Origin of the sequence: Stenotrophomonas forensis, assembly GCF_028752115.1 — a bacterium.
Classification (GTDB): domain Bacteria; phylum Pseudomonadota; class Gammaproteobacteria; order Xanthomonadales; family Xanthomonadaceae; genus Stenotrophomonas; species Stenotrophomonas forensis.
The window spans coordinates 3,894,901-3,917,749 of sequence record NZ_CP082270.1 but is presented as its reverse complement, the minus strand read 5'-3'; the positions used below and the strand labels follow the sequence as shown (position 1 = coordinate 3,917,749).

15 protein-coding genes are annotated in these 22,849 nt (G+C 66.1%); 13 read left to right on the top strand and 2 right to left on the bottom strand.

Annotated features, from left to right (window positions below; all coding sequences use genetic code 11):
* The first annotated feature begins 3 nt into the window (after positions 1–3).
* The 13 genes from K5L94_RS17990 (at position 4) to K5L94_RS17930 (ending at position 19,320) form a co-directional block, all read left to right on the top strand.
* Complete coding sequence (locus K5L94_RS17990) at positions 4–2,166, top strand: RelA/SpoT family protein (protein ID WP_006466563.1); 2,163 nt, start codon at positions 4–6, stop codon at positions 2,164–2,166.
* 133 nt (positions 2,167–2,299) lie between these two features.
* On the top strand, positions 2,300–2,686 hold the full coding sequence (locus K5L94_RS17985) for a RidA family protein (RefSeq protein ID WP_005410875.1): 387 nt from the start codon (positions 2,300–2,302) through the stop codon (positions 2,684–2,686).
* A 67-nt stretch (positions 2,687–2,753) separates the two neighbouring features.
* Positions 2,754–4,805: an ATP-dependent DNA helicase RecG gene (gene recG, locus K5L94_RS17980; protein ID WP_219626267.1), complete on the top strand. Its 2,052-nt coding sequence runs from the start codon at positions 2,754–2,756 to the stop codon at positions 4,803–4,805.
* A gap of 426 nt (positions 4,806–5,231) precedes the next feature.
* Positions 5,232–6,170 (top strand): nucleoside hydrolase, encoded by a 939-nt coding sequence (locus tag K5L94_RS17975; protein ID WP_049457374.1) that lies wholly within the window; start codon positions 5,232–5,234, stop codon positions 6,168–6,170.
* 88 nt (positions 6,171–6,258) lie between these two features.
* A complete protein-coding gene (locus tag K5L94_RS17970) occupies positions 6,259–6,501 on the top strand; it encodes a type B 50S ribosomal protein L31 (protein ID WP_005410871.1) in 243 nt (80 codons plus the stop codon).
* Positions 6,502–6,797: 296 nt separating this feature from the next.
* Complete coding sequence (locus K5L94_RS17965; protein WP_053512167.1) at positions 6,798–8,075, top strand: citrate synthase; 1,278 nt, start codon at positions 6,798–6,800, stop codon at positions 8,073–8,075.
* Between the two features lie 343 nt (positions 8,076–8,418).
* Positions 8,419–9,513: a hypothetical protein gene (locus tag K5L94_RS17960; RefSeq protein ID WP_274511043.1), complete on the top strand. Its 1,095-nt coding sequence runs from the start codon at positions 8,419–8,421 to the stop codon at positions 9,511–9,513.
* A gap of 414 nt (positions 9,514–9,927) precedes the next feature.
* Complete coding sequence (locus K5L94_RS17955) at positions 9,928–10,461, top strand: CS1 type fimbrial major subunit (protein ID WP_274511042.1); 534 nt, start codon at positions 9,928–9,930, stop codon at positions 10,459–10,461.
* A 53-nt stretch (positions 10,462–10,514) separates the two neighbouring features.
* A complete protein-coding gene (locus K5L94_RS17950; protein WP_274511041.1) occupies positions 10,515–13,247 on the top strand; it encodes a TcfC E-set like domain-containing protein in 2,733 nt (910 codons plus the stop codon).
* On the top strand, positions 13,244–14,380 hold the full coding sequence (locus K5L94_RS17945; protein ID WP_274511040.1) for a CfaE/CblD family pilus tip adhesin: 1,137 nt from the start codon (positions 13,244–13,246) through the stop codon (positions 14,378–14,380). Before K5L94_RS17950 ends, K5L94_RS17945 begins: the two co-directional genes overlap by 4 nt.
* A 17-nt stretch (positions 14,381–14,397) precedes the next feature.
* Entirely contained in the window at positions 14,398–15,105 is a 708-nt protein-coding gene (locus K5L94_RS17940; protein ID WP_274511038.1) for a pilus assembly protein, read from the top strand.
* Positions 15,106–15,174: 69 nt separating this feature from the next.
* On the top strand, positions 15,175–18,504 hold the full coding sequence (locus tag K5L94_RS17935) for an ESPR-type extended signal peptide-containing protein (RefSeq protein WP_274511036.1): 3,330 nt from the start codon (positions 15,175–15,177) through the stop codon (positions 18,502–18,504).
* 69 nt (positions 18,505–18,573) lie between these two features.
* Positions 18,574–19,320, top strand: a complete 747-nt coding sequence (locus K5L94_RS17930) for a hypothetical protein (protein WP_274511035.1) — start codon at positions 18,574–18,576, stop codon at positions 19,318–19,320.
* Positions 19,321–19,424: 104 nt separating this feature from the next.
* Here the strand turns inward: K5L94_RS17930 and K5L94_RS17925 are convergent, their stop codons facing one another.
* Positions 19,425–20,069 carry a hypothetical protein gene (locus K5L94_RS17925; RefSeq protein WP_006466035.1) on the bottom strand — a complete coding sequence of 215 codons (645 nt, stop codon included), beginning with the start codon at positions 20,067–20,069 and terminating at the stop codon, positions 19,425–19,427.
* A gap of 139 nt (positions 20,070–20,208) precedes the next feature.
* Positions 20,209–22,632 carry a penicillin-binding protein 1A gene (locus tag K5L94_RS17920; RefSeq protein ID WP_337999987.1) on the bottom strand — a complete coding sequence of 808 codons (2,424 nt, stop codon included), beginning with the start codon at positions 22,630–22,632 and terminating at the stop codon, positions 20,209–20,211.
* Positions 22,633–22,849 lie beyond the last annotated feature (217 nt).

The following is a 22,849-nucleotide window of genomic DNA, read 5'->3' as shown; positions in this document are numbered from 1 at the left end:
GGCATGAACCCAGGCCCCACTGCCAAGGTCGCCGCAGCCGCCACTGCCGCCGTACCCGACTACGTCCTCCAGCTTGAACGCGCCGCCCATTACCTGCCGCCGGAGCAGCTGCCGCTGCTGCGCCGTGCCTGGGAAGTCGGATCCGCTGCGCACGCTGGGCAGACGCGCAAGTCGGGCGAGCCCTATATCACCCATCCGGTGGCCGTGGCCCAGGTGCTGGCCGAGCTGGGCCTGGACGTGGAAGCGCTGATCGCCGCGATCCTGCACGACACCATCGAAGACACCCCGCTGACCCGTGAGGAACTGGCCTCGGAGTTCGGCGAAGCCGTGGCCGAACTGGTCGACGGCGTGACCAAGCTGGACAAGCTGAAGTTCCGCGACCGCCAGGAAGCGGCCGCCGAGAGCTTCCGCAAGATGCTGCTGGCGATGTCGCGCGACCTGCGCGTGATCATGATCAAGCTGGCCGACCGCCTGCACAACATGCGCACGCTGGGTGCGCAGAGCCGCGAGGCACGCGGCCGCATCGCCCGCGAGACGCTGGAGATCTACGCACCGATCGCGCAGCGCCTGGGCATGAGCCTGGTCAAGAGCGAACTGCAGAACCTCGGTTTCAAGGCGCTGTATCCGTGGCGCCACGCGATCATCGAAAAGCACATCCGCAGCCAGCCGGTGGTGCGCCGCGAAGCGATGGCGCAGGTGGAAGTGCAGTTGTCGCAGCGCCTGGCCAAGGAAGGGATCGAGCATCGGCTGATCAGCCGCATCAAGACCCCGTGGAGCATCTACAACAAGATGCGCGACGAGAACAAATCCTTCGACCAGGTGATGGACGTGTTCGGCTTCCGCCTGGTCGTGCGCAGCGTACCCAGCTGTTACCACGCGCTGGGTTCGGTGCATGCCACCTTCAAGCCGCTGGATGGGCGCTTCCGCGATTTCATCGCCATTCCCAAGGCCAACGGTTACCAGTCGCTGCATACCGTGCTGTTCGGGCCCTATGGTTCGCCGATCGAAGTGCAGATCCGCACCGAAGAGATGGACCTCATCGCCGAACGCGGCGTGGCCGCGCACTGGACCTACAAGTTCGGCGGTGATTCGCCCAACAGCGCGCAGAGCCGTGCGCATGCCTGGATCGTCGAGCTGATCGATTCGCAGCGCGCCGCCGGGTCCTCGCTGGAATTCCTCGACAACGTCAAGGTCGACCTGTTCCCGGACGAGGTCTACCTGTTCACCCCGAAGGGCAAGATCCTGGCCCTGCCGCGCAACTCCACCGCGCTCGATTTCGCCTATGCCGTGCATACCGACGTCGGCAACATGGCGGTGGCCTCGCGGGTGGACAAGAAGCTGGTGCCGCTGCGCACCAAGCTGGTGTCGGGCCAGTCGGTGGAAATCATCACCGCGCGCTCGGCCACGCCGAAACCGCAGTGGCTGGAGTTCGTGGTCACCAGCAAGGCACGCACCGCCATCCGCCACCAGCTCAAGCAGCTGGAACACGAAGATGCCGTGCAGCTGGGCCATCGCATGCTCGACCGCGCGCTGGAAGCAATGGATTCCTCGCTGGAGCGGCTGCCGAAGGGGCGCCTGGACGCGTTCCTGGCCGAGCACCGCTTCCCGCGCCTGGAGGCCCTGCTGGCCGAAGTCGCGCTGGGCAACTGGATGCCGACCCAGGCCGCGCAGGCACTGATGGCCTACGCCGAACTGCGCGGTGGCCCGCATTCGCGCCACCACTCGCAGGAAAAGATCCTGATCAACGGCAGCGAGCGCGGCGTGGTCACCTTCGCCGGCTGCTGCCAGCCGATTCCCGGCGACGAGATCATGGGCTACCACACCGCCGGCAAGGGCATCGTGGTACACCGCATGGACTGCCCGAACCTGGCCGAACTGCGCAAGTCGCCCGAGCGCTGGGTGCCGATCGGCTGGGACACCACTGTCTCCGGCGACTACGACACCTCGTTGGTGGTGGAAGTGGAGAACGGCACCGGCGTGCTGGCGCAGCTGGCGGCCGCCATCGCCCAGAGCCACTCCAACATCGAGCGCGTGGACTACCTGGACCGCGACTTCAACGCCGCCGTGCTGGCGTTCAACATCCAGGTGCGCGACCGCAACCACCTGGCCGAAGTGATGCGCCGCCTGCGCCGCCTGTCGGTCGTGCAGTCGGTACGCCGGCAATAACGCGAACCTGGTAGTGCCGGCCGCTGGCCGGCAATCGCGTGGACCCGCTGCATTGCGAGGTTGCCGGCCAGCGGCCGGCACTACCGGGTTGCTACAATTGCCGCTCTGTTTCCCCCAAGCTCCGGAGCGACCCATGTCCCGCCAGATCATCAACACCGAAAAGGCTCCCGCCGCCATCGGCCCGTACTCGCAGGCCGTGCGCGCCGGCAATACCGTGTACTTCTCCGGGCAGATCCCGCTCGACCCGGCTACCGGCGACATCGTCGGCGCCGGTGACGTCGAAGCCCAGGCCCGTCGCGCCTTCGACAACCTCAAGGCCGTGGCCGAAGCCGCTGGCGGCTCGCTGGACAAGGTCGTGCGCCTGGGCCTGTACCTGACCGATCTGGGCGAGTTCGCCAAGGTCAACGCGGTCATGCAGGACTACTTCCAGGCGCCGTACCCGGCCCGTTCCACCATCGAAGTGTCCGGCCTGCCGAAGGGCGCCAACTTCGAGGTCGACGCGGTGATGGTCATCGACTGACCGCCACGTGGCACGCAAGGCGGCGGTCACCCCGGTCCTGTCACCGTCCGGCGAAGCATCCCTGGCGATGCTCGCTGGCGTGGGCCCGGCCGTGGCCGCCAAACTGCAGGCGCGTGGCCTGGCCACCCTGCAGGATCTCTGGCTTCACCTGCCGCTGCGCTATGAAGACCGCACCCGGCTGACCCGCATCGAAGACCTGCGCAACGGCGTGCCGGCGCAGGTGGAGGGGCGGGTGGTCGCGGTTGAACGCGGCATGCGCTACCGGCCGATGCTGAAGGTGGCGGTGGAGGATGAAGGGCAGGGCACCCTGGTGCTGCGCTTCTTCCATTTCCGCCAGCAGCAGGTCGGCCAGTTCGCGGTCGGCAACCGGCTGCGCTGCTTTGGCACGCCCAAGCCCGGCCACCTCGGCCTGGAGATCGTCCACCCCAGCTACCAGGTGCTGGGCCGCAATGACGATCCCGAACTCGGCGACCGCCTCGACCCGGTGTATCCCACCGTCGAGGGCGTTGGCCCGATGACGATGCGCAAGCTGATCGGCCAGGCCCTGGACCGCCTGCCCGAGGAAAGCACGCTGGAACTGCTGCCCAGTGGCTGGCTGGACGGCCTCAAGCTGCCCTCGCTGCGCAGCGCGCTGCTGACCGTGCACCGGCCGCCGCCGGATGCCGACCTGGCCGCGCTGGCCGCAGGCACCCATCCGGCGCAGCGTCGCCTGGCGATGGAAGAGCTGCTGGCGCACCACCTCAGCCTGCGTCGCCAGCGCATCGCATTGCAGGCGCATCACGCGCCGCCGCTGGCCGGCCCGGGCACGCTGGCCAAAGCACTGCTGAAGCAGCTGCCGTTCGCGCTGACAGGTGCGCAGGCACGCGTGTTCAAGCAGATCCGCGAAGACCTGTCGCGGCCCAGCCCGATGCTGCGGCTGGTGCAGGGCGACGTCGGCTCCGGCAAGACCGTGGTTGCCGCGCTGGCGGCGATGCTGGCGGTGGAACAGGGCAAGCAGGTCGCATTGGCGGCGCCCACTGAACTGCTGGCCGAACAACATCTCAACAACCTGCGCGGCTGGCTGGAACCGCTTGGCGTGCGCATCGCCTGGCTGGCCGGCAAGGTCACCGGCAAGGCGCGCGCCAAGGTGATGGAACAGGTCGCCAACGGCGAGGCGCAGGTGGTGGTCGGTACCCACGCGCTTATGCAGGACGCGGTGGTGTTCCAGGACCTGGCCCTGGCCATCGTCGATGAACAGCACCGCTTCGGCGTGCACCAACGCCTGGCCCTGCGCGACAAGGGCGCGGGCGGCAACAGCGTGCCACACCAGTTGGTGATGACCGCAACGCCGATTCCGCGCACGCTGGCGATGTCCGAGTACGCCGATCTGGACGTGTCGGCCATCGACGAACTGCCGCCCGGCCGCACGCCGGTGCAGACCGTGGCACTCAACAACGACCGTCGCCCCGAGCTGATCGAGCGCATCGCGCTGGCCTGCCGGGAAGGACGGCAGGTGTACTGGGTGTGCACGCTCATCGAGGAAAGCGAAGAGCTGGATGCCACGCCCGCGCAGGCCACCTACGAATCGCTGCAGGCGCTGCTGCCGGGCGTGCGCGTCGGGCTGGTGCATGGCCGCCTGAAGGCGGCCGAGAAGCTGGCGACGATGGTGGCGTTCAAGGCCGGCGAGATCGACCTGCTGGTGGCGACCACCGTCATCGAAGTGGGCGTGGACGTACCCAATGCCTCGCTGATGGTGATCGAGAACGCCGAGCGGCTGGGCCTGGCCCAGCTGCACCAGCTGCGTGGCCGCGTCGGCCGCGGTTCGGCCGTGTCGCGCTGCGTGCTGCTGTATCAGGCGCCGCTCTCGCAGATGGCGCGCGAGCGCCTGCAGACCATGCGCGAAACCAACGATGGTTTCGTCATCGCCGAGAAGGACCTGGAGCTGCGCGGCCCCGGCGAACTGCTCGGCACCCGCCAGACCGGACTGGCCGGATTCCGCATTGCCGACCTGGCCCGCGACGCCGGCCTGCTGCCCGGCGTGCACGACCTCGCCGAACGCCTGCTGGCCCAGCAACCCGCACTGGCCGACCGCGTGGTGCAGCGCTGGATCGGCACCGCCGTGCGCTACGCCTCGGCGTAATGCCGCTTGGGTGGGTGTGGACCTTGGCCCACACATCCACGCTGCGCGCGTGAGTCGAGCATGGCTCGACTCTACAGAGAGCTTTTTCGATGAATTCGTGGATGTGTCGACCAAGGTCGACACCCACCAAAGGCAGCGCAGAGCGCCGTTCCGGCAGCCGCGGAAATCTGTCGAAGGCGGGGTGGGTCCGGTGGCAGGGGTGTGAGCGGCATGGATGCCGCGACCAAGCCCCCATGGACGGGTTCACGGCGGCCCCTGCCACCGGACCCACCCCGCCATCCCCCAGGAAACCAGCTTTTGCCGTTGCTCTGGCGTTTGCCGTTGATTCGGCGGGTGCAGGGCGCAGCCCTGCCGAACCCCAACCCCCGTACTTGCAACGGTCATCATCCCGGTCCACACTTCGTTGCCGATCTGAAGACGGCAACGATGACCCACAAGATCCCCCTGTTGATCGACACCGACCCCGGTGTGGACGACGCCCTGGCCCTGCTGATGGCCTTTGCCGATGAACGGCATGACGTGGTCGCCCTGACCATCGCCGCCGGCAATGTCGGCCTGCAGTACACCGTCCGCAACGCCCTCAAGCTCTGCGACATCGTTGGCCGCGCCGACGTGCCGGTGTTTGCCGGCAGCCCGGATCCGCTGCTGCATCCCTCCGTCGACGCTGCCCACGTGCATGGCCGTGATGGTTACGGCGACGTGGACCTGCCGCCGCCGAGCCGCCAGGCCGAAGCCGAGCATGCTGCGCTGGCCATCCTGCGCCTGTCGCACGAACACGCCGGCGAACTGATGCTGGTGATGCTCGGTCCGCTGACCAACCTGGCGCTGGCGCTGAAGCTGGACCCGACCCTGCCCCAGCGCATCAAGCGCATCGTGGTGATGGGCGGCGCGGTCACCTGCCACGGCAACATCACCCCGGCCGCCGAGTTCAACATCGCGTTCGATCCGGAAGCGGCGCATGTGGTGTTCACCTCGTTCAAGCACCTGCTGGTATCGGACTGGGAAGCCACCGTCGCCCACGGCCTGCCCCTGCAGGACGCCGAGAAGTGGCTGCAGGCCGATTCCGATCGCGCCCGCTTCTACGAGCTGATCTCGCGCAAGACCCGTGGCCTGTCCGAAGACAGCAAGGGGGGCCGCTGGTACACCGCCGACGCGGTGGCCATGGCCTGGGCGTTGAACCCGGAAGGGCAGCTGCAGGTCGAGTCGCGGCCGCTGAACGTGGAACTGAACGGCACGTTCAGCCGCGGTGCCACCATCGTCGACTGGAACCGCCAGACCGGCCAGCCGGACAACTGCGATCTGCTGATGGCCTACGACCAGCAGCGTTTCGAGGCCCTGGTACGCCAGGCCCTGGGCGCGGACTGAGGTCGATGTCCCGGTACCGGTTGCCCCGGGCGGCAACCGGTGCTTATAATGCCGCTCTTGACCACCAGCCCATTTACGGTGTGAGCCCATGAAGGCCGATATCCATCCGAACTACCGCGACGTCGTCTTCCATGACGTCACCTCCGATTTCAAGATCCTGACCCGCTCGACCATGGCGACGAAGGAAACCATCCAGTGGGAAGACGGCAACGAATACCCGCTGGTCAAGGTTGAAATTTCCTCGGCTTCGCACCCGTTCTACACGGGCAAGCACAAGGTCATCGACACCTCGGGCCGTATCGACAAGTTCCAGAAGCGCTACGCGCGCTGATCTGTCGATCCAGCTTCGAACCGACGGCCGCGCTCTGCGCGGCCGTTTGTTTTTCCCCAACGCCTGCCCAACGGGCGTTTGGATGGACGGAACACTGCGTTCGTGTGACAACGCTTTTGCCGATCCGGGCCGCTCAATGGCCGGGTTCTGGCCGCCTGTCGTCTACGACTTCTGTCTAGCGCCGGGCAAATGCTGCTGTGCGATAATGGCGTGATCCCCGGCACAGGCCGAGGACGTCATTCACGTGCCTGACCAATGCGCTTGGGCAGGCGCCTTCCCATGAAGGAGCGCACACAGTGTCCGATCTTGATCAGGTCACGCTCAACGCCGGCGATAAGTCCGTCGTTCTGCCCGTCATCAAACCCACCCTTGGCAACGACTGCGTCGACATCGCGAAGCTGACCAAGGAAACGGGGTATTTCACCTACGATTCCGGCTTCACCGCGACGGCCAGCTGCAAGTCCGCCATCACCTACATCGACGGCGACAAGGGCGTGCTGCTGTATCGCGGCTACCCGATCGAACAGCTGTCGGAAAAGTCGAGCTACGTCGAAGTGGCCTACCTGCTGATCAACGGCGAGCGCCCGAGCGCCGAGCAGCTGAAGGCCTTCACCGACGAGCTGGCGGCCGAAGCCAATGTCGATGCGTCGATCAACACCCTGATCGGCAGCTTCGCCAAGGATGCCCACCCGATGGCCATCCTGACCGCCGCCATCGCGCAGCTGTCGGGCATCTACCACGCCTCGCTGGACCTGTCCGACGCCGAACAGCGCCGCCAGGCCGCCGTGCGCCTGATCGCCAAGGTGCCGACCCTGTCGGCGCTGATCTACCGCCACGGCAAGGGCCTGCCGGCCAACAAGCCGGACACCTCGCTGGATTACGTCAGCCGCTTCCTGAAGCAGACCTTCGAGTCGGCCGACGGCCAGTACGAGCTGAACCAGGACGTGGTCAAGGCGCTGGACCTGCTGTTCATCCTGCATGCCGACCACGAGCAGAACGCGTCGACCTCGACCGTGCGCCTGGTCGGTTCGACCGGTGCCAACCCGTATGCGTCGGTCGCTGCGGGCGTCACCGCGCTGTGGGGTCCGGCCCACGGCGGTGCCAACGAAGCCGTGCTGAAGATGCTGGAAGAAATCGGCACTGCCGACAACGTCGAGTCCGCCGTGCTCAAGGCCAAGGACAAGACCTCCGGCTTCCGCCTGATGGGCTTCGGCCACCGCGTCTACAAGAACTTCGACCCGCGCGCCAAGGTCATCGGTGAGATGACCGGCAAGGTGCTCAAGCAGCTGGGCGTGCAGGATCCGCTGCTGGACGTGGCCGTGAAGCTGGAACAGGCCGCGCTGCAGGACGAATACTTCGTCGCCCGCAAGCTGTACCCGAACGTCGATTTCTACAGCGGCATCATCTACAAGGCGCTGCAGATCCCGACCGAAATGTTCACCGTCATGTTCGCCCTGGGCCGTACCTCCGGCTGGGTGTCGCATTGGCTGGAACAGCAGGTCGATCCGGAAATGAAGATCGGCCGTCCGCGCCAGGTCTACACCGGCAGCGACGTGCGCGACTACCAGGGCTGATCGCCCGCAGTAGGTTGTGCTGAAGACGCCCCGCATCCGCGGGGCGTTTTTCTTTGCCTGGCGTTGGTAGGTGCCAACCTTGGTTGGCACGCATTCCGCGCAAGCCATCCACGCATGGCGTGGATCTACCGCGATGCCCGCGCTTTGGTGGGTGCCAACCTTGGTTGGCACGCATTCGGCCCAAACCCTCCACGCATCGCCTGGATCTACCGGGCTCGACGGGCGTTGAACCACCACCGCGCCAAGACCGCGTGATTCAAGGGTCTCATCCGCTTCACAACGGCTCGCGCAGCCTCAGGACGCCAGCTGCATTCGCAGCCCTTGAAACGGAGCGTCCATCCCGATGAGTACCCGATTTGATCCACCCGAGCGTGGCCCGCTCGGCCCCGACGTTGCCACCGTCGTCACCGCACCGGTCGTCCCGCCCGCCAGCGAAAGCGCGGTGTCCTGGGGCGCGATCTTTGCCGGTGCCGTCGCCGCCGCCGCCCTGTCCCTCATCTTGCTGATTCTTGGCGTCGGCCTCGGCCTGTCATCGGTGTCGCCGTGGTCGTTTGAAGGTGTCAGCAAGGAAACCTTCGGCTGGTCCAGCATCGCCTGGCTCACCTTCACCGCACTGGCCGCATCGGGCCTGGGCGGCTACCTGGCCGGCCGCCTGCGCACCAAGTGGACGCTGATCCACGGTGATGAAACCTACTTCCGCGACACCGCGCATGGCTTCGTGTCGTGGGCCGTGGCGACGCTGCTCACCGCCGGCCTGCTGACCTCGGCCATCGGTGGTGTGCTGGGTGCGGGCGCCAAGGTCGCCGGTGCCACGGCGGGTGCAGCGGCCTCGACGGCAGGCGTGGTCACCGCAGCAGCCGGCACGGCCGCTGCAGGCAATGCGCAGGAAGGCGACCTCAACTATTGGGTCGATTCGCTGTTCCGCAGCGCGGCTCGCCCGGCTCCGGGCGCACCGGAGGCAGGGGCGCCGCCGGCACCGGGCACGCCGCCGGCACCGGGTGCGATGAACGATCCGGCCGCACCGCCGCCGCCGGCGGCACCGAACGCCGGTCCGCGTCCGGCCGGCATGACGCCGCCGCCGCGCCCGATGGCGGGTGGCCCCGGCGGCGATCGCCGCGAGGTGCGTGCGGAAGTGAACCGCATCATCGTCAACAGCCTGCAGGGCGATGGCCTGGACCCGGCCGATACCCAGTACCTGTCACAGCTGATTGCCCGCGAAACCGGCATGAGCGAAGCCGAAGCGCAGGCCCGCGTGACCGACGTGCAGACGCGCATGCGTGCGGCGCTGGAGAAGGCCAAGACCACGGCCAAGCAGGCCGCCGACGATGCACGCAAGGCGACGGCGTACGCCGCCCTGTGGCTGTTCATCACCCTGCTGATCGGCGCGTTCTTCGCCAGCCTCAGCGCCACGTGGGGCGGCCGTCGCCGCGACCTGTAATTCCTATTGCTTCAGGAGAACGGATATGAAGATGTTGCTGCTATGGCTGCTGGGTGTTCCGATCCCGCTGCTGATCCTGTACGCGATCTTCTTCTGACGATTGCGTAGTGCGTGAAGTCTCAGGCCGCCGTAAGGCGGCCTGAGCCATTCTGGGTTGGGCGTTTCATGATGTTTGCGCAGAGCAATGAGAAATGTTGCAAAAACAGGTTGAGAGATATTGAGTAATTCCCAAACCTTGAGCGGCTTCAAAAATCCTGATCAGCGTTCAGCGTTTTAGGAATGCTTGAATGGTTTGTGGGGCAATGGATTCCTAACATTCTCTCCGTCGCCCGCATCCACCTCCGCCGGCGGCGCTTCCCTCGCCTTTGCGGAGAGGGGAGCTTTCACGTTTCCTGTCCGAGAGAGACACGCCCCATGAACGTCATCGTCAAGAAAGCCGCGCTCGCTGCAGCGCTGGCCACCGCTTCACTGTCTGCGCATGCAGTCGACACCCGCATCTCCGTCTACGCCAACGTGGACACCACACTTGCCTTCCAGCAGGAGAACGGCAGCCCGCTGCCGGACAGCATCACCATGAACTACCTGCCGGAGTTCAACGATGGCAGCGGTGGCAACGTCCGTCCCGGCGGCCTGGAGCCGTGGACGCTGATGACCCGCATCTTCACCAACGACGACAGCAAGGACATTCAGGTCAGCCTGCAGAATGCTCTGGAACTGGTGCCGACCATCGGCCACGTGGGTGCCACGCCGGTGCCGATGACCGTCAGCCTGCACAATCTGGAACTGACCACCGCCAGCCAGGATCTGAGCGCCACAGATCTGTTCGATGGTGCCATCGACGGCGTCTCCAAGCCGCTGGAACTGGCAATCACCCAGACCACCGCCGGGGTGCTGAAGTCCGGCAGCTATGAAGGCATGGCCACCATCGTGATGCGCCAGAAGCCGTAAGCACCACCCGCCGGCCCGTGATCGCGGGCCGGCCCCAATGCGATTCCCACTGCATGAACATTCCCGCCCCCGCCGTTACCCGGCTGGCGATGGCGCTCGCCTTGGCGCTGGCCCCCGCGCTGTGCGATGCGCGTACCGTCCCCGCCGGTTTCGAAGATCTGGTTGAAGGCCAGACCGAACAGCTGGACGTCAGCCTGTTTGGCCAGTCGGCCGGGCTGTCGCCGGTACGGGTAACGCTGGATGACGTGCAGTTGCTGGAGCCAAAACGTGTAGCCGAAGCCCTCGGGCTAACTGCCGAAGCACAGGCGGCCCTCCTTCCTGCGCTCTCGCAGCCGATGCCACGCAACAGCCATCTGGCCTGCCGCTACGGCGGCGCTGCAGCGGGCTGTGGCTACATGGCGCCTCCCGAGGAGCCCACTGCCGTAAGCGCGCTCTACGACGAGGGCGAAGGCTCGGTGCGCCTGTTCGTTGCCCGCCAGTGGATCCCCGGTGAAGTGCGCGAGCCGCACCGCTTCCACAGTGTCAGCAGCAACGCCGAGAACGCGTGGCTGCACCGGCAGACCTTCAACATCAGCGGTGGCCGCGATTACCAGTCGTTGAGCGCACAGGGTGCAGGCACGCTGGGTGTGTTCGCGCGTGGCCACCTGGCAGGCGAGTGGAACTACAACCGCCAGCAGTACCGCCACGGCGGCAGCCGTGATGATTTCCAGCTGGACAGCGCTTATTACCGGCACGACCTGGGTCAGGAGCACTACGTGCAGGCTGGCCTGATGGACCGCCGCAACCTGTCCAGCACGCAGGGCGGCACCTTCGCCTTCGGAATGCTGCCACTGGACCGCTTCCGCGGCGTGCGCTTCGGCACCACTTACGCTTACGTGGATGCCGACGGCGCCGTGCAGGCGTCACCACTGACCGTGCTGCTGGCGCGCGATGCGCGCGTGGATGCCTTCGATGGCGAGCGCCTCCTGCAGACCTTCTACCTGCAGGCGGGGGTGAACCAGCTCGACACCCGCAACTTCCCGATGGGCAGCTACAACGTCACCCTGCGCGTGTACGAGGACGGCATCCTGGTGCGCAGCGAAGATGCGCCGTTCGACAAGGGCGGCGACTGGACCGACAGCCGCATGCAGTGGTTCGTGCAGCTGGGACAGCGCGATGAGCGCCGCAGCAACACTTTCGACAGCGACCAGGCCCTGCATGCGGGCGTGCGCGTGCCGCTGGTGCGCGATGTGGCCGTTACCGCCGGTATGGCCGACATTGCCGGCTTCACCTATGGCGAAGTACGGCTGGATGTGCGGCGCCAGTTCACCACCCAGGATGTGCGCGGTGCCTTCAGCGTGCTGCGCGGCAGTGATGGCAGCAGCGGCCAGCAGCATCAGCTGTCCTACCGCCGCACGGCGGCGTGGAACCTCTACCAGCAACGCATGCGCGGCAATGCCTGCCGATTCCAGGACGATGCGCGCGACCGGCTGGGCTGCAGCGATTCGCTCAGCGCCTCGATGTCGCTGCCAGTGGCCGGCGGCAGTGCCTACGTGGGCTACACCCGCCGCCAAACCTGGCGGCCCGCGCGCGAGTTGCCCGGCTTTGGCGATGACCCGCTGGACGGGCTGCTGCCGTGGCTGCCGCCGGATCCGCTGCGCCCGCAGCGCGAGGCCCAGCGCAGCCGCACCTGGCAGGCCAGTTTCAGCCGTACCCATCGCTGGGGCGAGTTCACCGTTTCCACCCGCACCGGCGTGTGGCAGCAGCGCAACGACGCCGTGCTAGGCACACAGGGCAGCCGCGACCGTGGCGTGTTCCTCAGCGTCAGCCTGAGCCGCCTGCAGCAGGGCGAGCGCGGCAGCTCGCAGCGCCGCTATGCCGTGGATGCGCGCCAGCCCGAACACCAGCGCCCGGACGTGACCTACAGCGTGGCGCAGAGCCTGCGCCAGGACGTGGACGCCAACTACCGCGAAGTGACCGGCGAACTGCGCGCCACCAACAATGACCGCTACAGCGCCACGCTGGGTACGCAGCTGCAGAACCCGTGGGGCCAGACCGGCGCCACGCTGGCTGGCTACCGCCAGCCGGGCCGAAACACTTACTCGTACAGCGCCAACCACGCCTCCAGCTTTGCTCTGAGCCGCCGCGGTCTCTATTGGGGCGGCGGCGCCACCGCCGATGCCGGCTTGGCCGTGCAGGTGGATGACACCGACGACCTGGACCTGAGCGGCCTGGCCGCCGAGCTGCAGGTGGGCGGCGCACGCCGCCAGCGGCTGAAGCTGGGCGAGCGCCGGCTGATGCCGCTGCAGGCCTACCAGACCCACCGCGCCGAGCTGCAGGATGCAAGCGCGCTGGAGGGCATCGCTTCGGTGCGGGTAACCGGTGCTTCGGGCATGCGGCCGCTGTTCCTCTCGCCGGGCCGACTGGTACGCATGCCGGTGCCCATCGAGGTGACCTACACCTTCATCGGCAGTGCGCGCGACGTGGCAGGGATGCCGCTGGGCGGCGCCCGCATTCTCAACGCGCCGGTGCCGGGCACCAGCGCCAATGGCGGCTTCGTGGCCGAGTTTCCGCGCTTTGAGAAGACGCTCTATCTGCTGCAGGACGACCGCCTGCTGCAGTGCCCGCTGCAGATACGCGAGCGCCGCAGCGTGGTGCTGCTGGTGGGCGCCGTGCAGTGCGAGCCGCTTGCCGTGGCGCAGCTGCCGCCGGAGATCCGCCAGCAGGCGCGAGTGACGCGGCTGCTGCAGGAACAGGCCTTGATTGCGGTTGTGCCGCAGACCGCTGCTACAGGAGAAACGCCATGAGCCGGCGCGTGTTGTTTGTGTGGATGGTGATGAGTGCGTTGGGTGTGGTGGTGCCGAAAGCGTGGGCGCAGAGGCCGCCGCAGATGGATCCGCCGAGCGGTGTAACCACCCAGGACATCGTGATGAGCTGGGATCGATCAACGATGCCGGGGGATGTCGAGATATGGCCTCGACGAACGTTGATTGCCCACGATCATCTTGATCTTTCGAAAAAGTATGGCGCACTGTTTTTTACGTGTGCGTCCGCGAGTGACTCGGCGAGGGGGCGGTGTGCAGTTGAGGACACGCATCAAACAGCCTCGACGCTCAGTGACGTCCCTACGATGTTCACCGAACAGCGGAGTGGCCTGCGCTCCAACATTGTTGTTTCCGTGGGCGTTCAGCGTGTTGATCCAAGCGCCGGCTGTTCGAGTAACTACTGGGGAGACCCGCAAGTGGCTGAGTCGTCCAATGGGCGGCCCTGCTTTGGCGGCCCTCAAGTTGGAACCGGAGGGGTACTAATGCTGGCCGCGCAAAGTCTTCAGTCTCTCACCGCAGGCCACTGGAAAGGCACCCTCGAGCTCCGCCTGCGCCGCCCACCTTCCGAGCGCCTCGCCACCTACATTTTCAACTTCGATTTCACGATCACCGACTACGACGCGATCTCGATCTACCTGCCCGCGTTCGAGAACGGCAACGCCAACGTCAACATGGATTTGCGCTACGACCCGATCAAGGGAGAGATTGGCGGCAGCAAGGACGTCGACATGTGCCTGTACGACGGCCTGGGTTCGCAGAGCGAACATCTCGGTATCACGGTGCGGGACACAGGCTCACGGCCCAGCGTCGGCGACGACTACCCACTCTGGCACCGCGATGCCACCGGCGACGACCGCGAACGCGTGAGCTTCAATGTCTGGCTCAACTATGCCGGTAGCAAGCGCCGCATGCGCAATAACGTGGAAGAGCAACTGCTGGGTGTCGACACAACCGCGCTGCGGCTGGTGAAGCTGCCCAAGTTCGACCAGCCCGTCTATTGCGTACCGACGCCGATCACTCTTGAAACGCCAGCCTTCAAAGCCAGCACCAAGCGTGAAGGCGTCTACACCGGTGAGCTGAAGGTGGAACTTCGCGTCCCCACCGCCCGGCCCTGATTCCCACGGAGATACTCATGAACAAGTTCGTCTACCTGTTACTGCCGGTAGCGCTGCTGCATGCAGCACCCGCCCATGCCAATCTGACCGTTCACCCCATGCGCTCGTCGGTGGAGGGCAAGCGCAGTACGCAGATCCGCGTGTACTCGCAGTCCACCCAGGCACAGTACGTGCAGGCCACGCTGCGCCGCATCGACAATCCTGCGAGTGCCAACGAGCAGGAAAGCGAAGTTGAGCCGCATGAGGCCGCCATAGCGGTAACACCAGGGAAGTTCGCACTGGCTGGCGGCGGCAACCGCCTGATCCGCGTCATTCCGCTGCAGCCCGTGCAGAAGGAAACGGCCTACCGCGTGTACTTCGAGGGCGTGCGCGGGCCAGATGAAACCACGCAGGAAGGCGAAGGCCGCTCCCAGGCCAACGTAGGGGTCAGCCTGGTATGGGGTGCCTTGGTCAACGTGCTGCCCACCGATGGCGAAGTGGTGCTGCAGCTGCAGGGCAACACCCTGCTCAACACCGGCAGCCTGCGCGTGGGCATCACAAGCGTGGCCGAGTGCACCCGCGCGGGCGCATGCACCGCCCACGACATTACCCACAGCCTGTACCCGGATGCCGCGCTGGAGCTGCCCTTCCAGCCCAAGGCCGGCAACACCCTGCAACTGCGCTATCGCCTTACCCGCGACGGCTACCGCGAGCACGTGCAGACCGTCGCCGGCTCAGCAGGCTGAGGCCAGCCCCATTCTTTGGCCTGCGCATCGGCGTGGGCTGCTCTTTCCCTGTGTTGTTGAGGAGTTTCAATGAACCGTATCTATCGACGTATCTGGAATGCCGTCCGGCAGTGCTGGGTGGTGGCCAGTGAACTGAGCTCGCCGCGCGGCAAACCCGCGCAGACGCGAGTACTGATGTCCGCGCTTCTGCTGACGACCGCCGGTGGGGCCTTTGCGGCCAATGAAACGGATGACCTGGATCTGGCTACAGAATCCAGTTCCGGAACATTGCTGATCCAGAAGGAGCTCATCCCCGTGATGTCCTTCGCGGCGCCGAATTCTGTCGCATCGGCGATCGCACCGCGCGGGAGGTACGATCAGTGGGCGATTGTAATGAGCGGAAACTACGCCGATGCTCGTGTCAGCGGTGCTGATGTTCTGGCACTTGGCTCGCGCGCACAGATCTACGGCACCGAGTCTACCGGCCTGGGCAACTACGCAGAGACCAGCGGCGGATACGCTACTGCCGTGGGCCACTTCGCAAGGGCGTTTGGTGGACATGGCACCGCGCTGGGCACGAAAGCCTATGCCAGCGGGAAAGGTGCAACGGCGCTTGGCCACGATTCGCAGGCGTCTGCGGGGAACGCGGTTTCAATTGGCAGCGGCGCCCGCGCTTCCTACTCCGATTCTGTCGCCATTGGCGCAAACTCTGTGACCTATGGTTCCAACACGGTTTCGGTAGGCAGCAGCGGCGGGGAGCGTCGAATCACAAATGTGCGTGAGGGCAGCAACGGCACGGACGCGGTCAATCTAAACCAGCTCGCCAACACCAATCGCAACGTCGCCACGACATACGATATGGCGAGCACGGCTAAAAGTACGGCAGCGTCAGCGCAGACGACCGCAAACACCGCACAAAACACCGCCAATACCGCAAGAAGCAATGCAGATAGCGCGCTTTCGAAAGCCAATACGCTTTCAGCACTGCTCAGCCAGACAGCCAGTTACAGCGACATCCGCATCGGTGCCGGCAATAGTGGCTCACTGCTGGACATTCGCAACAGTGGCGGCTATACGCGCAGAATATACGGCGTCTCCGAGGGGACGATTAGTTCCAACAGCACAGACGCGGTCAATGGCGCTCAGCTGAATCGGGTTCAGAACGCCGCCTCCGACGCCAGGACTGTCGCGAACTCGGCGCAGACATCCGCCAATGCTGCGCAGACCACGGCCAACACTGCAAAGAGCAACGCTGACAGCGCTCTTTCGAAGGCAAACACCCTCTCGACTCTGCTAAGCCAGACAGCCAGCAACGGTGACGTCCGGATCGGTGCTGGCAATAGTGGCTCGCTGCTTGACGTTCGCAACAGCGGTGGCTATTCGCGCAAGGTCACTGGCGTTGCCGAGGGAGCGGTTGGTTCAAACAGCACAGACGCGGTCAATGGCACGCAGTTGAATCGGGTTCAGAACACCGCATCCGACGCCAGGACCGTGGCGAACTCGGCGCAGTCATCCGCCAATACCGCGCAGACCACGGCCAACGCAGCAAAGTCCAATGCCGACAGCGCTCTTTCGAAGGCAAACACGCTTTCGACCCTGCTTAGCCAGACGGCCAGCAACGGCAATGTCCGCATCGGTGGTGGAAACAGTGGCACGATCCTTGACGTTCGCAACAGTGGCAACAGCAACCGCCTGATCACGGGCGTGGCCAAGGGAAAAGTCGATTCGACCAGCTCTGACGCCGTGAATGGTCAACAGCTATTCGCCACCGACGAGATTGCCCGTGGTGCCGGAACTCTGGCGCAGGGCGCGGTAGCTGCTGCGAACAATGCGGTAGCCAAGGTTACGGTGCTGGAGGGGTTGGTGCGCGAGGATGGGCCGGCAGGCAGTGTTCGCCTGGGAGGGAACAACGCCGGTTCCGTGCTGGATGTTCGTAACAAGAGTGATGGCAAGCGGAAGATCACTGGTGTTGCGGAGGGCTCGCTTGTTGCTGGAAGTGCGGACGCTGTGACGGGCGGGCAGTTGGCGACAACCAACGCTAACGTGGCTGGCGCTGAGAAGTCGATTGCCGATGTGGTGGCGCGCGTTGAGGCTGCATCCAGGCATATTGCGGTGGGCCGCCCCATTGATGATGAAAAGGCTCAGGCGGGCCGCCTCGGAGTTGCGATCGGTGACTCTGCATATGCAGCGCCAGCAAAGGATGGAGCTGTTGCGCTTGGTAGCTATTCGCGAGCCGAGGCAGAGGACTCAGTTTCGCTGGGACGAGCGGCATGGGTTCAGGAGAGTGCCAGCCGCGGTTTTGCACTGGGATCCCGCTCCGTAGTTGAGGAGGCGGGTGGCTTGGCCTTGGGGGCAAACAGCTCTGTAAAGAAGGGCGCTCAGAATGCAGTTGCTATTGGTTACGGATCAACGGCGTTGGAAAGCAACACTGCATCCTTTGGCGATGGTGCGCTGCAGCGTCGCCTCACCAACATCGCCCGCGGCACCGCCGATCACAACGCCACCACCGTGGGCCAGTTGAACGACAGCCTCGCCACCCTCGGTGGTGGCGCCAAGCTGGACGCCAACGGCAACGTGACAGCCCCCACCTACAGAGTCCAGAACACCGACCAGCGTACCGTGGGCGGCGCACTGGCCATCCTCGATGGCGCCGTTCTCCGCACCACCTCCCGCGTCGACGGCATGGAAGGCCAGCTCCGTTCCATCTTCCAGGACACCGCCACCGCCCGTGCCGATGGCTTCAACCAACTCACCCTCGCCGGTGCGCAGGGCATGATCATTTCCAATGTGGCCAACGGCCTGATCGCCGCAGGTAGCCGCGAGGCAGTCAACGGCGGCCAGCTGCATGCGGTGCAGCAGCAGCTCAACGGCCGCATCGACGGGCTGGAACAGCGCGTAGACGGCCAGGGCCCGGCGCCGCAGTCGCGTGCCATGGCGCTGGCATCCACCGAGCAGGAGGCCGCGGTACCCACGCCGCCCGCCACGCAGGACGACAAGGTCGTCGCCGATACCGGCAACGCACCGAAGTCCTCGCCCGCGCCGCAGCCCAAGGCTGATGCGCCGGAATCACCCAAGCCGCAGGTCGACACCGCCGAGCTGGAGAAGATGCTGGCCCGCGCCAACGACTATAGCGATGGCATCGCCCGCGAAGTGGATGCGCGCTTGAACAAGATGGACAAGCGCTTCAACCGCATGGCGGCGATGAGCAGCGCGCAGACCGCGATGGCGATGAACACCGCCGGCCTGGCCACCTACAACCGCCTCGGTGCGGGCGTGGGCTATGCCGAGGGCGAATCGGCGATGGCGGTGGGTTACCAGCGCGTGTTGAACGACAAGGGTTCGGCCACCTTCAGCCTCAATGGTGCGTTCACCAACAGTGGTGAGCGCAGCGTGGGCGTGGGTGTGGGCATCGGCTGGTAAGCCATGGAGCCCCGGCGTGGTGCGCGTAGCGGGCCCTGCCGCGCCGGGGCGCTTGCCGAGGAGAAGGCGATGTACGGATGGGTACGCCAGTTCATCAACTATCGCAGCTTCTACCTGTGGCGTGCGCGCTATCGGTACTACACGCGCAATGTGGACGGCTGGATGCTGTCCAGCGCGCTGTGCCTGGCGTGCATGGCGATGGTGCTGTGGTACTACTGGCGGGTAGCGAGCGTGCTGCCCCCACGCGTGCATCCCGAAGCGGCAGCGCTGCGCGTGGAAAACATCACCCATGAGGCCATCCGCCGCATCGTGAGTGTGCGGCACGGTGGCAGCGTGCCTGGCGAGATGTTCGGCACGCCCGAAGAGGTCCGCGCCGGCACACTGCGCACGCTGCAGGTGCGGCAGCTGCTGGACAGTGCGGAGGCGTGGCAACTGAAGGCCCACCTGCTGGCCGACATGGCTGACTACATCACCGCTACCGGAAGCTGCTTCCCCTACGAGTGCTGGCGCGTGACGCATCGCCTGGAGCTGCTGCGGACGGCGCAGGCAGAGAATGCGGCGATCAACGATGCGCTGGCGTCGGTGCTGGCCGAGCCGTTGGACAGGATGCCGAACCTCGATGGCGGTGAGCGCACGCGCGTGCAGAGCGCCTGGTCCGATACGTTCGGCGATGCCTACAACCACACCTGGTTGCTGGGGGATCTGCAGGCCATGCACGCACGGATGATGCTGGAATACCCGCAACGCGCGGGCGCACCGTGGCTGGCGCGCTTGCTGACCGGGGATGCGGAAGAGCCGCACCTGTACCCCCTGTAGCGCCGAGCCGTGCCCGGCTGCCTTTCGGTCAGGTACCCGGATACTCGAAGTAGAGTGCGGACCGACGGTCCGCACCCACTACAGCCCGCCAGAGGTTCTTCCCATTATCCGCCGATGTAGGCGGTGATCTCGGCCTCGGCCAGCACCTGCCGCAGCTGTGCCACGGAGGCACGCCGCATCGGCTTCTCGTCCACCGGCGACAGCGGTGCCTGGCGCAGGGCGTCATAGGGCAGCACTGCCAGGTCGAAGGTCAGCTCTTCGGCACTGAACACCCAGACCGGCACGTCGAGGCTGCGCTCGCGGTCCATGCGCAGGCGACGCGTGCGCGATTCGGCCGGGATGCCATGCTCGTCCAGGAAGCGATGCACGGCCTCCGGGTCGTCGCTGTGCAGGTGCAGCTGCACGGGGCTGTTGGCGTCGGCAGTGCCCTCCAGCACCGGGCCGGCCAGTCGCGGCGCGAAGCCGTGCAGGAACTCCAGGGCGCGCATCGCGGCTTCGCGGCGGCGCTGCAGTTCGTTGCCATGCTGCGGCCCGGAGAACAGCCGCTGGTACTCGCGCAGGGCGTCCTCGATCTCGGTGTTGCGGGGCAGGGAGGCATCGTCGTGGATGCCGAGGCGGCTGGCGGCCTTCAACTTGGCCTGGTGGTAGTCGCGGATGCCGCCTTCGGCCATCAGGCGGGCGGCTTCGTGGGCGAGGCGGTGACGCCGCTCGCGGGTCTGGCTGGCAGCATGCTGGCGCGCGCGATGCATGCGATGACTCCTGTTGCGACCTGGCTACAGACTAGCGCACGGATGTGACATCTGCGTGGGGGCGGACATTGGTAGCGGCCAACCTTGGTTGGCCATCGTTGCGGGTGCCGACCTTGGTCGGCACCCCAGTGACCCTTCCTCAGAAGATATCAAACGCGGCGGCGTCGGCCTGCGGCGTATTGAGGTTCAGGTCGTAGTCGGTCAGGCGGTCCATGTCTTCCACCTTCACCCACTCGGTCGCGCCGTTGAGGGTGGCCTGCACCATGCCGCTGGGCGGGTCGTTCTGCGCGATCGGGGTGTCCTTCAGCGCGGTGCGCATGTAGTCGATCCAGATCGGCAGGGCGGCCTTGCCACCGTATTCGCGGTAACCCAGCGAGCGGAAGTCGTCGCGGCCGACCCACACGGTGGTCACGTACGGGCCGCCGAAACCGGAGAACCAGGCGTCGCGGTGGTCGTTGGTGGAGCCGGTCTTGCCGCCCACGTCCTCGCGGCCGAGCACCTTGGCCTGGACGCCGGTACCGCGCTGGACCACGTCGCGCATCATCGACACCAGCTGGTAGGCGGTGCGGGCGTCGATCGCGCGCGGGGCGGTGCGGGCGTCCGGGTTGGCCGGTACGGCAGCGGTTTCGGTCTTGGCTTCGGCCTTGGCTGCCGCAGCGGGGTCCACCTTCGGCGCCGGAGCACCGAAGTTGAAGCCGTCCACGACCTGGTTGACCGGCTGGTCGCTGCTGCCGGCGCACTCGCGGCAGGCCAGCGCCGGGTTTTCCTTGAACACCAGGGTGCCGTCGCGGTCATTGACCTGGTCGATCAGCCAGGTGTCCACGCGCGAGCCGCCATTGGCGAACACGGCGTAGCCACGGGCCACCGACAGCGGGGTGAGCGAGGCGGTGCCCAGCGACATCGACAGGTTCGGCGGCAGTTCCGATTCGGCGAAACCAAATTCGCTGATGTACTTGCGCGCGTAGTCCACGCCCATGCCGTCAAGCAGGCGCACCGAGACCAAGTTGCGCGACTGCACCAGTGCTTCGCGCAGGCGCATCGGGCCGCGGAAGCCGCCGCCGTCGTTCTGCGGGGCCCAGGTCTTGCCGCGGCGGTCGCGGAACACGACCGGGGCGTCGAGCACGATCGAGGCCGGGTTGTAGCCCTTGTCGAAGGCGGCCGCGTAGACGAACGGCTTGAAGCTCGAGCCCGGCTGGCGACGGGCCTGGGTGGCACGGTTGAACTTGTTGCCGGAGAAGCTGAAGCCACCGACCAGCGCCTTCAACGCGCCGTTGTGGGCATCCAGCGAGACCAGAGCGGACTGGCCGCGCGGCAGCTGGTCCAGCAGCCACTCACCGTCCTTGGCGCCGGCGCGCACGCGCACGATGTCGCCGCGCTGCACCAGCTTGCCCGGGGTCTTGTTGGTCCACTTGGCGGCGCTGGCCGGCAGCACGATCTCGCTGCGGTTGGCCAGCACCACGGTGGCGCTGCCGTCGGCGCCCGTGCTGGCAACGATGGCCGGCAGCAGGCCGGACTGGCCGAACATGCCGCGCAGGTGCTCGGCGAGGGCGGCGGCATCTTCGCCGGCCCCCACCTGGACCTGCTTCTCCACGCCGTGCCAGCCGTGGCGGTGGTCGTACAGCAGCAGGCCATCGCGGACGGCCAGGTTGGCGGCGGTCTGCAGGGTCGAGTCGATGGTGGTGGTGACGCGGTAACCCTTGTTGACCACATCGCCGCCGAAGCGGGCGATCATTTCCTGGCGCACCAGTTCGGCCACGTAGGGGGCATCGACCTGCACCGGCGGCTCATGCGCGCTGGCATGCATCGGCACCGCCTTGGCGGCGTCGGCCTCGGCCTGGGTGACGAACTTCAGGTCGGCCATGCGCTGCAGCACGTAGTTGTCGCGGCGCTGGCGGGCACGTTCCGGGTTGGAGATCGGGTTGCCGGAAGAGGGGAACTTGGGGATGCCGGCCAGCGAGGCCATCTCGTCCAGGTTCAGTTCGCCCAGCTTCTTGCCGTAATAGAACTCGGCGGCGGCGGCCACGCCGTAGGCGCGGTTGCCGAAGAAACTCTTGTTCAGGTACAGCTCGAAGATCTCGTCCTTGCTCAGCTCGGACTCGATCTTCCGTGCCAGCAGGATCTCGGCCAGCTTGCGGGTATAGCTGTACTCGGAGCTGAGGAAGAACTGGCGGGCGACCTGCTGGGTGATGGTCGAACCACCCGGCACGCGCTTGTCGTTGGTGGTGGCCAGCAGCCACACCGCGCGGCCGATGCCCATGTAGTCCACGCCGCCATGCTCGTAGAAGCGGGCATCCTCGGTGGCCAGGAACGCCTGCTTCAGGCGCTCGGGCACGTCCTTCATGGTGACCGGGGTACGGCGGGTCTCGCCGAACACCGCCATCAGCTTGCCGTCGGCGGCATAGACGTACATGGGCTCCTGCATCTCCACGTCGCGCAGGGTCTGCACGTCGGGAAGCTTGGAGGATACGGCGTAGTACAGACCGCCCACGGCGGCCGCGCCGATCAGCGCCAGGACCAGGACAATCAGGAAGATCCAGCGCAGCCAGCGGCGGAGTCGAGTCATCGGGTTCAGATTCCGATTGCGAATTTCGTGGTCGCAGAGTATAGATTACGCAAGGTGGCGGCTGGGGTCGGCACTGGGGAGCGCAAGGGGAACTGCCAGGGGCTGCAATGTGAATCCGTGAGGGACTTCACAGCAGGGTCGTTGCCATTTGCTAAGAATACGTTATTAATGCTCGGACGCAGGTCTTGTGTCCAAGTGCCCGTCGGCAGGGGAGAAA

What these genes read in the sequence shown, in the direction of transcription:
- recG (WP_219626267.1), top strand. Translation starts at nt 2,754, where the DNA reads ATGCTCGCTGGCGTGGGCCCGGCCGTGGCCGCCAAACTGCAGGCGCGT.
- K5L94_RS17925 (WP_006466035.1), bottom strand. Translation starts at nt 20,069, where the DNA reads ATGCATCGCGCGCGCCAGCATGCTGCCAGCCAGACCCGCGAGCGGCGT.
- K5L94_RS17960 (WP_274511043.1), top strand. Translation starts at nt 8,419, where the DNA reads ATGAGTACCCGATTTGATCCACCCGAGCGTGGCCCGCTCGGCCCCGAC.
- K5L94_RS17990 (WP_006466563.1), top strand. Translation starts at nt 4, where the DNA reads ATGAACCCAGGCCCCACTGCCAAGGTCGCCGCAGCCGCCACTGCCGCC.
- K5L94_RS17975 (WP_049457374.1), top strand. Translation starts at nt 5,232, where the DNA reads ATGACCCACAAGATCCCCCTGTTGATCGACACCGACCCCGGTGTGGAC.
- K5L94_RS17945 (WP_274511040.1), top strand. Translation starts at nt 13,244, where the DNA reads ATGAGCCGGCGCGTGTTGTTTGTGTGGATGGTGATGAGTGCGTTGGGT.
- K5L94_RS17970 (WP_005410871.1), top strand. Translation starts at nt 6,259, where the DNA reads ATGAAGGCCGATATCCATCCGAACTACCGCGACGTCGTCTTCCATGAC.
- K5L94_RS17920 (WP_337999987.1), bottom strand. Translation starts at nt 22,632, where the DNA reads ATGACTCGACTCCGCCGCTGGCTGCGCTGGATCTTCCTGATTGTCCTG.
- K5L94_RS17935 (WP_274511036.1), top strand. Translation starts at nt 15,175, where the DNA reads ATGAACCGTATCTATCGACGTATCTGGAATGCCGTCCGGCAGTGCTGG.
- K5L94_RS17950 (WP_274511041.1), top strand. Translation starts at nt 10,515, where the DNA reads ATGAACATTCCCGCCCCCGCCGTTACCCGGCTGGCGATGGCGCTCGCC.
- K5L94_RS17955 (WP_274511042.1), top strand. Translation starts at nt 9,928, where the DNA reads ATGAACGTCATCGTCAAGAAAGCCGCGCTCGCTGCAGCGCTGGCCACC.
- K5L94_RS17940 (WP_274511038.1), top strand. Translation starts at nt 14,398, where the DNA reads ATGAACAAGTTCGTCTACCTGTTACTGCCGGTAGCGCTGCTGCATGCA.
- K5L94_RS17930 (WP_274511035.1), top strand. Translation starts at nt 18,574, where the DNA reads ATGTACGGATGGGTACGCCAGTTCATCAACTATCGCAGCTTCTACCTG.
- K5L94_RS17985 (WP_005410875.1), top strand. Translation starts at nt 2,300, where the DNA reads ATGTCCCGCCAGATCATCAACACCGAAAAGGCTCCCGCCGCCATCGGC.